The sequence below is a fragment of the Ramlibacter paludis genome, from assembly GCF_022012305.1.
GTDB classification, from domain to species: Bacteria; Pseudomonadota; Gammaproteobacteria; order Burkholderiales; family Burkholderiaceae_C; genus Ramlibacter; species Ramlibacter paludis.
Genome location: NZ_JAKLTM010000001.1, coordinates 1,223,433 through 1,237,973 on the forward strand (window position 1 = coordinate 1,223,433; position 14,541 = coordinate 1,237,973).

At 69.6% G+C, this 14,541-nt stretch carries 12 protein-coding genes; all 12 read left to right on the forward strand.

The window, feature by feature from the left end; genetic code table 11:
• Nucleotides 1-16 precede the first annotated feature (16 nt).
• Genes LZ009_RS06305 through LZ009_RS06360 form a run of 12 tightly spaced genes read left to right on the forward strand, consistent with a single transcriptional unit; the run spans nt 17 to nt 14,538 of the window.
• Nucleotides 17-1,363, forward strand: coding sequence for a DUF1329 domain-containing protein (locus LZ009_RS06305; RefSeq protein WP_275697013.1), 1,347 nt, complete (start codon nt 17-19; stop codon nt 1,361-1,363).
• Between the two features lie 10 nt (nt 1,364-1,373).
• Entirely contained in the window at nt 1,374-2,414 is a 1,041-nt protein-coding gene (locus LZ009_RS06310) for a WD40/YVTN/BNR-like repeat-containing protein (protein WP_275697014.1), read from the forward strand.
• Nucleotides 2,415-2,422: 8 nt separating this feature from the next.
• Complete coding sequence (locus tag LZ009_RS06315) at nt 2,423-4,807, forward strand: efflux RND transporter permease subunit (protein WP_275697015.1); 2,385 nt, start codon at nt 2,423-2,425, stop codon at nt 4,805-4,807.
• On the forward strand, nt 4,804-5,721 hold the full coding sequence (locus tag LZ009_RS06320; RefSeq protein WP_275697016.1) for an MBL fold metallo-hydrolase: 918 nt from the start codon (nt 4,804-4,806) through the stop codon (nt 5,719-5,721). The genes LZ009_RS06315 and LZ009_RS06320 overlap by 4 nt, the downstream gene beginning before the upstream one ends.
• A 9-nt stretch (nt 5,722-5,730) precedes the next feature.
• Complete coding sequence (locus tag LZ009_RS06325; protein WP_275697017.1) at nt 5,731-6,144, forward strand: DoxX family protein; 414 nt, start codon at nt 5,731-5,733, stop codon at nt 6,142-6,144.
• Entirely contained in the window at nt 6,145-7,302 is a 1,158-nt protein-coding gene (locus LZ009_RS06330) for an alpha/beta hydrolase family protein (RefSeq protein WP_275697018.1), read from the forward strand.
• A gap of 23 nt (nt 7,303-7,325) precedes the next feature.
• Entirely contained in the window at nt 7,326-8,273 is a 948-nt protein-coding gene (locus LZ009_RS06335; RefSeq protein ID WP_275697019.1) for a VOC family protein, read from the forward strand.
• 8 nt (nt 8,274-8,281) lie between these two features.
• A complete protein-coding gene (locus LZ009_RS06340) occupies nt 8,282-8,635 on the forward strand; it encodes a Rieske (2Fe-2S) protein (protein WP_275697020.1) in 354 nt (117 codons plus the stop codon).
• The gene (locus tag LZ009_RS06345) at nt 8,632-9,750 is read left to right on the forward strand and encodes an FAD-dependent oxidoreductase (RefSeq protein ID WP_275697021.1); all 1,119 of its coding nucleotides are present in this window, start codon (nt 8,632-8,634) and stop codon (nt 9,748-9,750) included. The genes LZ009_RS06340 and LZ009_RS06345 overlap by 4 nt, the downstream gene beginning before the upstream one ends.
• Nucleotides 9,751-9,760: 10 nt before the next feature.
• On the forward strand, nt 9,761-12,037 hold the full coding sequence (locus tag LZ009_RS06350) for a glycoside hydrolase family 3 protein (RefSeq protein ID WP_275697022.1): 2,277 nt from the start codon (nt 9,761-9,763) through the stop codon (nt 12,035-12,037).
• Between the two features lie 9 nt (nt 12,038-12,046).
• Entirely contained in the window at nt 12,047-13,204 is a 1,158-nt protein-coding gene (locus LZ009_RS06355) for an MFS transporter (RefSeq protein ID WP_275697023.1), read from the forward strand.
• Nucleotides 13,201-14,538 carry a metal-dependent hydrolase family protein gene (locus LZ009_RS06360; RefSeq protein ID WP_275697024.1) on the forward strand — a complete coding sequence of 446 codons (1,338 nt, stop codon included), beginning with the start codon at nt 13,201-13,203 and terminating at the stop codon, nt 14,536-14,538. Before LZ009_RS06355 ends, LZ009_RS06360 begins: the two co-directional genes overlap by 4 nt.
• Nucleotides 14,539-14,541: the final 3 nt, after the last annotated feature.

A 14,541-nucleotide genomic window follows, 5' to 3' on the forward strand; every position in this document is an offset into this window, starting at 1 on the left:
CACTGGAGACAAGACCATGAACCTGCGCACCTTCGCGCAAATCACGCTGGTGGCCGCTGCCGCCACCGCCCTGGTCGCGCATGCGGCGGTGGGCGCCGACGAAGCGGCCAAGCTCAAGTCCACGCTCACGCCCCTGGGCGGCGAAAAGGCCGGCAACGCCACCGGCACCATCCCGGCCTGGACCGGCGGCTTCACCACCCCGGTCGCGGGCGACAAGGCCGGCGGCCGGCGCAGCGATCCCTTCAAGGCGGAGAAGCCGCTGTACTCCGTGACGGCCGCCAACATGGCGCAGCACGCGGACAAGCTCACCGACGGCGTCAAGGCCATGCTGCGCAAGTATCCCGACTACCGGCTGGACGTCTACCCGACGCACCGCACCGCCGCTGCGCCGCAATGGGTCTACGACAACACCTTCAAGAACGCGACGAAGGCGCGGATGGAAGGCGACATGCCCGTGGGCGCGTACGGCGGCATTCCCTTCCCGATCCCGAAGACGGGGCTGGAGGCGATGTGGAACCACAAGCTCGCCTGGCGCGGCGCGTCGTGGCAGGCCGATTTCAACCAGTACCAGATCACGGCCGACGGCAAGGTGGTGCTGACCACCAGCGGCACGATCAAGCAGACCATGCCCTACTACTACGAAGACGGCAATGCCGAGAACTTCGGCGGCTACTTCTGGACGGTGAACCTGGTGAACGACGGCCCGCCGATCCGCGCCGGCGAGATGATCGCCGGGCGCGAGAACGTCGATGCCGACAAGAGCGCCGCCTATGTCTACCTCACCGGGCAGCGCCGCGTGCGCAAGCTGCCCAACGCCTGCTGCGACACGCCGACGCCGGCGAGCGCGGGCCTGATGTCCTTCGACGAGCTGAGCGTCTTCTCCGGCCGCACCACGCTGTTCGACTGGAAGCTGGTGGGCAAGAAGGAGATGCTGATCCCCTACAACGAGAACCGCCTGCTGCAGTTCAAGGAAGCGGACCTCGTCAAGGGCCAGCACCTCAACCCGGACGCCGTGCGCTGGGAGCTGCATCGCGTGTGGGTGGTGGAAGCCAGCCTGAAGCCGGGCCAGCGCCACCAGGCGCCCAAGGGCATGTATTACCTCGACGAGGACACCTGGCAAGCGATGCTGGGCGACCGCTGGGACGCCAAGGGCCAGCTGTGGAAGACCTTCTGGGGCTTCAATTACGTGATGCCCGACTTCCCCGGCACCGTGCAGCAGACCTTCGGCTTCTACGACCTGCTCTCGGGCCAGGCCTACATCTCGAACGTGCTGAACGACAAGAGCTACCACCACAAGGCGGCGGCGCGCTGGCCGGACAGCATCTTCACGGGCGAGGGCCTCGCGGCCCAGGGCGTGCGCTGAGGACGATGGCGTGAAGGGATTCCGTCTACTGCTGGCGGTCGGTGCGCTGGCCGCTTCGGCGCACGCTGCGCCCGTGGCCGACGCGCTGGAGCGCCCGGCGCTGGCCGTGCGCGAACCGGCGCGCAGCGTGCTGCTGGGCGCGGCGCTTTGCGGCAGCCGCGTCGTGGCGGTGGGCGAACGCGGCGTGGCCGCCGTGTCCGACGACGCCGGCGTTTCCTGGCGCCAGGCCCGCGTGCCGGTGTCCGTCACCTTGACCGCGGTGCGCTGCGTCGATGCGCACAATGCCTGGGCCGTCGGCCACGGCGGCGTGGTGCTGGCGAGCGTCGACGGCGGCCTCACCTGGACGCGCAAGCTCGATGGGCGGCGTGCGGCGCAGATCGCGCTGGACGCGGCCCGGACCGGCGGCGACGCGCAGGCGCAGCAGGAGGCGCAGCGGCTGGTGGCCGACGGTCCCGACAAGCCCTTCCTCGACCTGCACTTCTTCGATGCGAAGCGCGGCGTCGTCGTGGGCGCCTACGGCCTCGCCTTCGCCACCGAAGACGGCGGCCAGACCTGGCAGCCGTGGATGCAGCGCCTGCCGAATCCGAAGGGCGCCCATCTCTATGCGCTGCGCGTGCGCGGCGACAGCGTGCTGCTGGCCGGCGAGCAGGGGCTGGTGCTGCTCTCCACGGACGCGGGCCGCAGCTTCCGCAAGCTGGAGCTTCCCTATGCAGGCAGCTTCTTCACCGCCGAACTGCCGGCGCCGCAGGAGATCGTGGTCGCCGGACTGCGCGGCAACGTCTGGCGAAGCACCGATGGCGGCGGCGCCTGGTCGCAGCTCGCTGCCCCGGCGCCGGTGTCGGTCACGGCCTCCGCACTGGCGCCGGACGGCCGGCTGCTGTTCGCCAACCAGGGCGGCGAGATCCTGAAGATTGCAGGTCCGGGCCTCGTCGCCTTGCCGCTGCCGGCCTTGCCCCCCTTGAATGCCCTGCAGCCCCTCGCCGGCGGCGCCCTGCTGGCGCTGGGCGTGCAAGGCGCCATTCCGCTGCCGGCGAACGCCGGCAAGCCTTGAGAATCCGCATGCAAGATTTCGATCCGCGTTCCGGCTCCGCCGTGGAGCGCGCGCTCTTCAACCACCGCTGGCTCGTGCTGCTGCTGTGCGCGCTGGCCACCATCGTGCTCGGCTGGCAGGCCACGCGCCTGCAGCTCAATGCGAGCTTCGAGAAGACGATTCCCTCGGCGCATCCCTACATCCGCAACTTCCTGGCCCACCAGTCGGAGCTGTCGGGACTCGGCAACGCGGTACGTCTCGCGGTCGCGCCGCGCCAGGGCACGATCTACGATGCGCGTTACATGGAGACGCTGCGCCGGATCAGCGACGAGGTGTTCCTCGTTCCCGGCGTGGAGCGCATGCGCATGAAGTCGCTGTGGACTCCCGGCACGCGCTGGATCGGCGTCACGGAAGAAGGGCTCGACGGCGGCCCCGTGATTCCCGACAAGTTCGACGGCTCGCCGGCCAGCCTGCAGAAGCTGGCCGCGAACATCGCGCGCTCCGGCGAGATCGGCCAGCTGGTCGCGCGGGATGCGAAGTCGAGCGTGATTTTCGTGCCGCTGCTGGCGAAAGACCCACAGGGCCGGGCGCTCGACTACGGCCAGCTGTCGGAGAAGCTGGAAACCATCCGCGCGAAGTACGAAAAGGAAGGCGTGGACATTCACGTGACCGGCTTCGCCAAGATCATGGGCGACCTGATCGCCGGCGTCCGGGCCGTGCTGGTGTTCTTTGCCATTGCCGTGGCCATCGCGGCCGCCATGGTGTTCTGGTACACGCGCTGCATCCGTTCCACCCTGCTGGTGGTGGCGGCTTCGCTGGTGGCGGTGGTCTGGCAGCTGGGACTGCTGCCCACGCTGGGCTTCGCCCTGGACCCGTACTCGATCCTGGTGCCGTTCCTCGTGTTCGCCATCGGCATGAGCCATGGCGCCCAGAAGATGAACGGCATCATGCAGGACATCGGCCGCGGGCTGGACAAGCTGGTGGCCGCGCGCTTCACCTTCCGCCGCCTCTTCCTCGCGGGCCTCACGGCGCTGCTGGCGGATGCCGTCGGCTTCGCCGTGCTGCTGGTGATCGACATCCAGGTGATCCGCGAGCTGGCCATCGCCGCCTCCGTGGGCGTCGCCGCGCTGATCTTCACCAACCTGATCCTGCTGCCGGTGCTGTTGTCGTACACCGGCGTAAGCCCGCGGGCTGCACAGCGCAGCCTGCGCACCGAGAACGCCGAGGCGGCGGGTGGCGCCAGGCATCCGTTGTGGGCGACGCTGGACCGTTTCACGCGCAAGCCCTGGGCGAGCTTCGCCGTCATCGCGGCGCTCGTTCTGGGAGTCGCCGGCGTTGCCGTGAGCAGCCAGCTCAAGATCGGCGACCTGGACCCCGGCGCTCCCGAACTGCGCCCGGACAGCGCCTACAACCGCGACGTCGCCTTCATGAACGCCAGCTACGGCGCTTCGTCGGACGTGCTGGCCGTGCTGGTGAAGACGCCGGAAGGGCAGTGCGCCAGGTACGACACGCTCAAGCGCGTCGACGCGCTGGAATGGGAGCTGCGCCAGCTCGATGGCGTGGAGAGCACCAACACGCTGGGTCTGCTGAACCGGCGCGTGCTGACGGGCCTGAACGAAGGCAACCCCAAGTGGTACGAGCTGCTGCCCAACCAGGAGATGCTCAACACGATCACCGCGGGAGCGCCGCGCGGCCTCTACAACGAGACCTGCGGCCTGCTGACGCTCTATGTCTACCTGAAGGACCACAAGGCCGACACGCTGGCGCGCGTCGTGGCGCACGTCGCAGGCTTCGCCGCCGCCAACGACACGGCCGACGTGAAGTTCATGCTGGCGGCCGGATCGGCCGGCATCGAGGCAGCCACCAACATCGTGGTGCGGGACGCATGGCGGCAGATGCTGGTGCTGGTCTACGCGGCCGTGATCGTGCTGTGCTTCCTCACCTTCCGCTCCTGGCGCGCGGTGGTCGTCGCCGTGCTGCCGCTCATGCTCACGTCCGTGCTGGCGGAGGCCCTGATGGTCGTGCTGGGCATCGGCGTGAAGGTGGCGACGCTGCCGGTGATCGCGCTGGGCGTGGGCATCGGCGTCGACTACGCGCTGTACATCCTGTCGGTCACGCTGGCGCAGATGCGCGAAGGCAAGAGCCTGTCCGAGGCCTACTACCGGGCCTTGCTCTTCACGGGCAAGGTGGTGATGCTGACCGGCATCACGCTGGCGATCGGCGTGGTCACCTGGGTCGCCAGCCCGATCAAGTTCCAGGCCGACATGGGCCTGCTGCTCGCTTTCATGTTCCTGTGGAACATGCTCGGGGCGCTGGTGCTGCTGCCCGCGCTCGGGCATTTCCTGTTGCGGCCGCGCCGGCTTCCCGTGAATGGTGGGGTCGACTTCGTCGAACCCACCCTGCAAGTCCAATGAAAAACCTGTTCTCCCTCGCCTTGTTGCTGCTGGCCGTCGGCGCTGCCGCGCAGACGCGCGTGGTCACGCTCGGCACCCAGGGCGGTCCCTTGCCTTCGGTCACGCGCGCGCAGCCGGCCAACGCCGTCGTGGTCGGCGACCGCATCTACCTGGTGGACGCCGGCAACGGCGTCGCGCGCCAGCTGGTCGCCGCCGGACTGGACTACCGGAAGGTGGGCACCGTCTTCATCACGCACAACCACGACGACCACGACGCCGACTGGGGCACGCTGCTCGGCTTGCAGTGGAGCACCGGCCGCCGCGCCGAAACGCATGTCTACGGGCCGGCCGGCACCGAATCGATGCTGCAGGGTTTCCTGCAGTACTTCGCGCCGAATGCGCGCATCCGCATGGCCGACAGCCCGGGCTACCCGGTCCCGCAGAAGTCCTGGCACGCGCACGACATCACCACGCCCGGGCTCGTGTTCCACGACGACCGGATCACCGTCACCGCCGGCGAGAACTGCCATTACGCGCCCGGCCGCGACGGCCAGGACAGGTCCTGGGCCTTGCGCTTCCAGACACCGGACCAGGTGATCGTCTTCAGCGGGGACACCGGCCGCTGCCCGCAGCTGGTGGAGTTCGCCCGCGGCGCCGACCTGCTGGTGCACGAGGTGATCGACCTGGCGCTGATCGAGCAGGCGATGCGCCGCGAACTGCCGCCGCAGATCGCCGAAGGCCTGATGCGCCACATGAAGGAGGAGCACACCACCGCCGAGGATGTCGGCCGCCTGGCCGCGGCCGCGCAGGTGAAGAAGGTGGTGCTGACCCACGTCATCCCCGGGCGCGACGAACCCGACGCCGTCTACCTCGATGCGGTGAAGAAGCACTACGGCGGCTCCGCCGTCGTGGCCCGCGACCTGATGGCTTTCTGAAAGAACCGCATGCAAGACAGGAACCAGGCGCTGCTCGCGCTCTCCGGCCGCCTCCTCATCGCGGCGCTTTTCCTTCCCGCCGGCCTCGGCAAGATTGCCAACTTCGCCGGTATCACGGGAATGATCGCCAGCAAGGGCTTGCCCGCGCCGGCGGCGTTGGCTGCACTGGTGATCGCGCTGGAGCTCGGCGCCTCGCTCGCGCTGCTGGCCGGCTTTCGGATCCAATGGGCCGCGCTCGCCCTCGCAGTCTTCACCGTCGCCGCCGGCCTGCTGTTCCACGATTTCTGGGCTGCGCCGGCGGCGCAGGCGATGGCGCAGCAGCAGGCCTTCTTCAAGAACCTCGGCATCGCCGGGGGCCTGCTGCTGCTCGCCGCGCTCGGCCCCGGCCCGCTCACCCTCGATTCCCGCAAAAAAGGATCCTGAATGTTCCGCTACTTCCCCACCAACTACATCTGGAACCTCTCCGTCGACCTCGCCATCGAAATGGGCGCGCGCATCGGCGAGATCGAGGAGATGTGCGCGCCGTTGCAGGAGGCCGCCAAGGCGCCCGATGCCGCCGGCACGCAGGCCTTCCGCGAAACCTGGCAGCGCATGGCCGACAAGCTGTGCGCGCTGGCCGAGGAAGACGAAGGCCGCGGCCGGCTGCTGTCGGCCGGCGAGAAATACAACCGCGCGGCCACCTACCTGATCACCGCGGAGCGCCTGCAGGCCCACGATGCGCCGGGCCGCCTCGCGCTGTACCGCCGCTTCCTGGAGGTGTACGCCAAGGGAATGCGGCTGTCGCGCGAAGGAACGGTGCGGGTGGAGATTCCGTATGAGGGCAAGCACCTGTCGGCGCTGTACACGCGGGCCGAGGGCGTGGAGGGCAGGGCGCCGCTGCTCGTGCAGGTCAACGGCCTGGATTCGACCAAGGAGATGAAGCAGCGCGTCGGCCTGCCCGCCTGGCTGGCGCGGCGCGGCGTCTCCTCGCTGGTGGTGGACCAGCCCGGCACCGGCGAGGCGCTGCGCCTGCACGGCATGACCGCGCGCTTCGACAGCGAACACTGGGCCAGCCGCGTGGTGGACTGGCTGGAGGGGCGCGACGACGTGGACGCGAAACGCATCGGCATGGAAGGCGTGTCGCTGGGCGGCTACTACTGCCCGCGCGCGGTGGCCTTCGAGCCGCGCTTCGCCTGCGGCGTCGCCTGGGGCGCCAACCACGACTGGCGCGACGTGCAGAAGAAGCGGCTGGCGCGCGAGGGCAACCTGCCGGTGCCGCACTACTGGGCGCACGTGCGCTGGGTCTGGGGCGCGAAGGACAACGAGGACTTCATGCGCATCGCCGAGAACGTGCATCTCGACGACGTGCTCGATCGCATCAAGGTCCCTTTCCTGGTCACGCACGGCGAGAAGGACTCGCAGATCCCGCTGCAGTGGGCGCACCGCACCTACGAGCAGCTGGTGAACAGCCCGAAGCGCGAGCTGAAGATCTTCACCCACCGCGAAGGCGGCGTGCAGCACTCGAGCTTCGACAACAGCATCAACGCCGGCCACTACATCGCCGACTGGGTCGCCGAGACCCTGGGCGGCCGCACGGCCTGAATCTCAGAGAGGACAACACCCCCATGAACATCATCGGACCCGACGCGCTGGTCTTCGGCGTCGACGACGTCGCCGCCTGCACGCAGTACCTCACCGACTACGGCCTCCAGCCGGTCGGCGGAGGCCGCTTCGAAGCGCTGGACGGAACCGCCATCGTGCTGGCCGCGAAGGACGACAAGTCGCTGCCGCAGGCGCTGGGCACCGCTAGCATGCTGCGCAAGACGATCTACGGTTGCGCCGACCAGGCCACCGTGGACGCGATCGCGAACGAGCTGCGCAAGGACCGCGAGGTCAGGCAACTGCGCGGCGGCGCCATCGAGAGCGTGGACGACATGGGCTTCGCGCTCGGCTTCCAGGTCAGCGTGCGGCGCGCACTGCAGCTGCCGGCGGAGACGGTCAACGCGCCGGGCGCGCCGCCGCAACGTCCCGCCAACGTGGTCGCCGTGGATTTCAACGCGGTGGTCAAGCCGCGCACCCTGTCGCACGTCGTCTACTTCGTGCCCGACTCGGCCAGGGCCGAGGCCTTCTACGTGAAGCGCCTGGGCTTCGTCTGCACCGACCGCTTCGTCGGCGTCGGCCCTTTTCTGCGCCCGGCCGGCACCCCCGACCACCACACGCTGTTCATGATCCAGACGCCGCCGCAGATGAAGGGTTGCGAGCACTTCACCTTCCACCTGGGCGGCCCCACGGAAGTGATGCTGGCCGGCAGCCGCTTCGTGGCCAAGGGCTACGAGTCGTTCTGGGGCCCCGGCCGCCACCAGTTCGGCTCCAACTGGTTCTGGTATTTCAACAGCCCGCTCGGCTGCCACGTCGAGTACGACGCCGACATGGATCTGCACGACGGCCAGTGGACCGCGCGCGAGGCGGCGATGGGCGCGGACGCCTCGCAGCTGTTCCTGTTCCAGTACCGCGACAAGTGGGCGCCGGGCGGACCGCCCCCCGGCGCCCAGCGCGTCGCGGTGGACCATTGAGGCAGGCCATGCGGGTCCGCCTGTGCCATGCCGGCGAGCTGGAGGAGGGCCGCGCGCGCGGCTTCGACCCGACGGGCACGGGCCACGACACGATGTTCGTGGTCCGCCGCGACGGCCTGCATGCGTACCGCAACGAATGCCCGCACTGGGCCGACACGTCCATGGCCTGGCGCAAGGACGCCTTCCTGAACGCCGACGGGACCCGCATCGTCTGCGCGGCGCACGGTGCGCAGTTCGACATCGCCACCGGGCTTTGCACGCTCGGTCCCTGCGAGGGCGATTCGCTCACGCGTGTGGACCTCATCGAATCGGAAGACGGGTCGCTCAGCGTCGATCCGTCGCAACTGGAGACAAGCACATGAAGACCCTGATCATCGGCGGCGGATTCTCCGGCATGGCGGCCGCCATCGCGCTCAGCCGCGACGGCCACGCCGTGGAACTGGTGGAAATCGATCCCGGCTGGCGCAGCTACGGCGCCGGCATCAGCCTGGGCGGCGCCACGCTGCGGGCCTTCCGCACGCTGGGCATCCTCGACGCCTTCCTGGCGCACGGCTTCGCCGGCGACGGCGTCGACATCTGCATCCCGACCGGCCAGAAGGTCGCCTCGCTGCCGACGCCGCGCATCGCCGGGCCGGACGTTCCCGGCGGCGGCGCGATCATGCGGCCGGTGCTGGCGAAGATCCTGGCCGATGCGACGCGCGCGGCCGGCGTCGACGTCCACCTGGGCTGCAGCTTCAGCAGCATCGCGCAGGATGCTGAAGGAGTGGAAGTGGCCTTCACCGACGGCCGCCGCGGCCGCTATGAGCTGGCCATCGGCGCCGACGGCCTTTATTCGAAGACGCGCGAGGCGCTGTTCCCGCAGGCGCCCAGGCCCCGCTACATGGGCCAGGCCGTGTGGCGCGCCGTGCTGCCGCGGCCCGCGGAGGTGACGCACCCGGTGATGTGGGTCGGGCCCCGGGTCAAGGTCGGCGTGAACCCGGTCTCGCAGGAAGAGATGTACATGTTCGTCACGGAGGACCGCGCCAGCAACGAGCACGTGGCGGCCGCCGACTTCCCCAGGCTGCTGGGCGAGCTCCTGGCGCCGTTCCCTGCGCCGCTGCTGCAGCAACTGCGCGCGCAGCTGGCCGCGCCCGAAGCGCGCATCGTGTTCCGCCCGCTCGAAGGCCTGCTGCTGCCGCAGCCCTGGCACTCGGGCCGCGTCCAGCTGATCGGCGATGCCGTGCATGCGACCACGCCGCACCTGGCCTCCGGCGCCTGCATCGGCATCGAGGACGCGATCGTCCTGGCGGAGGAGCTGAAGAAACACGGCGCCGTCGCCCCGGCGCTGGCCGCCTTCGAGGCCAGGCGCTGGGAACGCTGCCGCATGGTGGTCGAGAACTCGGCCCGCCTGTGCGAGATCGAGATCGCCGGCGGAGACAAGCAGGAACACGCCAACCTGATGCGCGAAAGCATGGTCGCGCTGGCCCAACAGATCTGAGGAGACGATGATGATGAATAGGACTTTGCGCCGGGCGACCTTGCCGCTCGCCCTTGCGGCCACCGTCGTCGCCGTGACCAGCTGCGGCGGCGGCAACACCCGCTTCGAGCAGCCCGTGATCGGCGCGCGCCAGAAGGCCGTACTCACCGTCGACAGCTACCGCTTCCGCGACGCCAACGGCAACGGCCAGCTCGATGCCTACGAAGACTGGCGCCTGAGCGCGCAGGCCCGCGCGGCCGACCTGGTGGCCCGGATGTCCCTGGACGACAAGGCCGGCCTGATGATGATCGACACGCTGAACCCGGACTTCGGCGGCGCGGTGGCGAACCCGGCCAACGACTACCTGGTGAACCAGCGCATGCGCCGCTTCATCTTCCGCAGCACGGTGACCGGCTCGCCGGTCCTGTCCGCGAGCCCCGGCCTGAACGGCCAGGCGGTCACGCCGCTGCAGGCCGCCACCTGGACCAACGCCATCCAGGAGATCGCCGAGGCGTCATCGCTCGGCATCCCGGTGCTGTTCAAGTCGAACGCGCGCAACCACTACGACCGCGCGGCGCGCTTCGGCACCACGTCCGACGCCGGCGCCTTTTCCGAGTGGCCGAAGGAACCCGGCCTCGCCGCGACGCGCGACCTGGCGCTGATCAAGGACTTCGCGCAGACGATGGGCGCGGAGTGGAAGGCCATCGGCCTGCGTGGGATGTACGGCTACATGGCCGACACCGCGACGGAGCCGCGCTGGTTCCGCATCAACGAGACCTTCAGCGAAGACTTCGACCTGAATGCCGACATCGTCCGTACGCTGGTGGAGAACCTGCAGGGCGGGCCGGTGAACCCGAACACGCCGGTTGCGCTGACCATGAAGCATTTCCCGGGCGGCGGGCCGCAGGAAATGGGGCTGGATCCCCACTATTCCTTCGGCAAGAACCAGGTGTACCCGGCCGGCCAGTTCGGCAATCACCTCAAGCCCTTCAAGGCGGCCATCGACTCGGGCGTGTCGGCGATCATGCCGTACTACGGCGTGCCGATCGACGTGACCTACGAGGGCGTGCGCTACGACCAGATCGGTTTCGCGTTCTCGCAGCAGATCGTCAACGACCTGCTGCGCGGCAAGCTCGGTTTCAAGGGCTACGTCAACACCGACACCGGCGTGGTCACCGACCGCGCCTGGGGCCTGGAAGGCAAGACGGTTCCCGAGCGTGTGGCCGCCGCGATCAACGCTGGCAACGACCTGCTGTCCGGCTTTCACAGCCGCCAGACGATCCTCGACCTGGTGGCCGCCGGGCTGGTGACGCCGGGCCGCATCGACGAAGCCGTGACGCGTGTCCTGATCGAGCAGTTCCAGCTGGGCCTGTTCGAGAACCCTTATGTCGATGCCGCCCAGGCAGCCAACGTCGTCGGCAACGCCGATGCCCGCGCGAAGGCGATGGATGCCCAGCGCAAGTCCATCGTGCTGCTGCAGAACCTGCCGCGCGGCAGCGGCAAGACGTTGCCCCTGCCGGCGCCCACTGCCACCGCGCCGGTGAAGATCTACACGATGGGGCTGAACGCCGGCGTCGTCGGCGGCGCCGACTACGGGGGCTACACGGTCGTCAACGGCGACTACGGGCGCGGGACGCCCAATGCCACGCGGCCGAGTGCAGCCGGAGCGGACTACGCGATCATCCGTGTCGAAGTCACCAACCCCTATGCGCCCTCGACGGCCGGGCCTTTCGCCACGCCTACCGGCCTCTACCGCAGCAAGGATCCGCTGTGGGGCGCCAATCCGGCCTTCATCGATCCGCGCACCGGCAAGACCTGGGGCGCGCAGGACTCCTGCGTGCTTCAGCCCGTGCTCAACCCGGTCTGCGTGGACGATGCCGTCGGCCTCCTCGGGCCGGGGACCGCTGCCGGCCTGCTGTTCGGCGGCTCGCTGCCCTGGGAAGGCAACAACCTGTCGTTCACGACCATGGCCGCCTCCGCTTCGTGGCAGGTCGCCCCGAAGCTGGGCGACATCCAGGCCGTGATGAACGAGGTCGGCGCCGACCGGGTGATCCTCGCCATCTACTTCCGCCAGCCCTACGTGCTGGACGAGGCGAGCGGAATGCGGAAAGCCGGGGCGATCCTGGCCGGCTTCGGCGTGAGCGACGCGGCGCTGATGGACGTGGTCACCGGCAAGTTCGCTCCCAAGGGCAAGCTGCCCTTCGCCCTGGCGAACAACCTGCAGGCCGTGATCGCCAACGACCCCGATGCGCCGGGCTATCCCGCGGCGGACACGCTGTTCCCCTTCGGCTTCGGCCTGGGCTACTGAGGAGCGCGCATGAAGTCCCCCGACAACTGGTCCGGCCGCATCGCGCTGATGGTGGCGCATTGCGCGGGCATGGTGGATCTTGTGGCGCTGCCCGTCTGGGTGGGCACGCTGATCGCGCGCTACGGCTTCGATCCGCAGCAGGCCGGCGCGCTGGCCACGCTGTTCCTGGCCGGCGCCGTGGTGGCGAGCCTCTGGGTGGCGCCGCGCTTCCACCGCGTGCAGCCGCGATGGGTGGCACCGGCCGCCTACGGATTGGCGGCGATCGCGTTCATGGGCTGCAGCCAGGCGACGCAGTTCGGTTCGCTCGCCATCCTGCATGCGCTGGGCGGCCTGGCGGCCGGCACCGGGCTGAGCGTGACGCACGGGACGGTGGGACGCAGCGCCAATCCGCACCGCCTGTTCGGCATCATGGGCACCGCGCTGGGCGTCTTCGGCGTGGTCTTCATGGCGGCGGCGCCGCAGATCATCGCCGCGGTCGGTGGCCCGGCGTTGTTCCTGGTGTTCGGCGGCGTGATGGTCGTGGCCTGCCTCGTGACCGCGCTGCTGTTTCCCGACCACGCGATGCCTCGCGCCGGCCAGAAGCCCAAGGCGTCGGCCCTGCCGCGCCAGGTGTGGTTCGGCATCCTGGGCATCAGCTGCATGGCGCTGGTGCAAGCCATGGTGTTCAGCTTCCTCGAGCGCATGGGCGCCGACCGGGGCTTCGGCACCGCGGCGGTGAACGGGCTGCTGATCGCGCTGGGCCTCATCAACCTCGTGCCGGGTGGCCTGGCCGCCGCGCTGCAGCGCAAGCTCGATCCCCGCAGCGTGGTGCTGGCCGGCGCGGCGCTGCAGGCGGTGCTGGCGCTGGTGCTTACCTGGAGCACCGGCTTCCCGCCCTATGCGGCAGCCGGCGCGGTCTTCGTCGCCGTGATGATCTTCAGCCATACCTTCTGCTTCGGCCTGCTCGCGGCGCTGGACCCGAGCGGCCGCGCGGTGGCGGCCACGCCCGCCATGCTGATGGTCGGCTCCGCCATCGGCCCCATCCTGGGCGGCACGCTGGTGAAGGGCTTCGGCTATCCCGCGCTGGGCGCCGTGGCGCTCGTGATCGACGTCGCCGCGCTGGTCCTGTTCGCGCGGCTGGTCGGAGGGCGTCCCGCCGTTGCGGCAGTTAAAGGCGCGGCAACGTGAGCGCGCGCACCATCGTCCGCTGCGCGCGCTTGTTCACCGGCCTGGAGGAACAGGCGCGCAGCAACCAGACCCTGGTGATCGAGGGCGGCGTCTTCCGGCACGTAGTCCCCACGGCCGAGGCGCCACCGCAGCAACCCGGCGACAGCGTGATGGATGCCGGCGCGCATTTCGTCATGCCGGGCCTCGCCGACGCCCACACCCACCTCGTGTTCGGCAATGCGCGCAGCGAGGAAGACATCGACTTCTGGACCACGCCGGAATTCCGGGCGCTGCGCGGCCTGTTCTTCGCGCAGCGCGTGCTGGCGGCCGGCTACACCTCGGTGGTGGTGCCGGGCGATGCGGGCAACTGCAGCATCGCCGTGCGTGACGCGATCAATGCCGGCCTGTTCACCGGCCCGCGCATCGCCGCCAGCAGCAACGTGATCGCCAACCGGCACAGCCTGAACGACTGGTTCCCGGAGCACGTGGGCACGCCCGACTACGTGAGCGGTCGCCTGTGCACCACGCGCGAGGCGCAGCTGGCCGAGGTGCGGCGCCAGGCCAAGGCCGGCGTCGACTGCATCAAGGTGGCCATGGACGGCACCCACTTCCGCGAGGACGGCACGCACATCGCCGCCTTCACCCAGGACGAAATCAGCGCGATGGTCGACGAGGCGCATCGGCTGGGCAAGAAGGTGGTGACGCATGCCTACGGCAAGGAAGCGGTGCTGTACGCGGCGCGCGCCGGCGTCGACGTGATCAACCACGCCTTCTTCGCCGACGATGCCTGCATCGAGGCGATGCTGCGCTCCGGCAGCAAGGTATCGCCGACCCTGACCTTCCTGCGCAACAACGTGGAGTTCTCCGCGGACCATGAGCCGTCGGTCGGCTCGGGCTACAAGGCGGCGCAGCTGCGCGTGATCGAAGTGGCGAAGAAGACCCTGCGCCGCATGCGCGAGGCCGGCGTGCCTTTCGTGGCGGGCAGCGACTCCGGCTTCGCCGTCACGCCGTACGGCGAGTGGCATGCGCGCGAGATCGAGATCCTGGTCGACTGGATCGGCTTCACGCCGGGCGAGGCGCTGCGCATCGCCACCAGCGGCACCGCGGCGCTGCTGCCGCGCGGCAACACGCTGGGCGCGATCGCGCCGGGCCGCCGTGCCGACTTCCTGTTCGTGGCGGGCGATCCGCTGCAGGACGTGCGCATCCTGCAGCGCAAGGACGCGATCGCGGCGGTGCACCTGGATGGCCGGGCCGTGCGCATCGAGGAGCGGGCGTACGACCCGTACAAGGTGACCCACCTAAGCTCGCTGAAGTGGACCGAGGTGTACACCCGGGAGCGGGTGGCGGCGAAGTAGCGC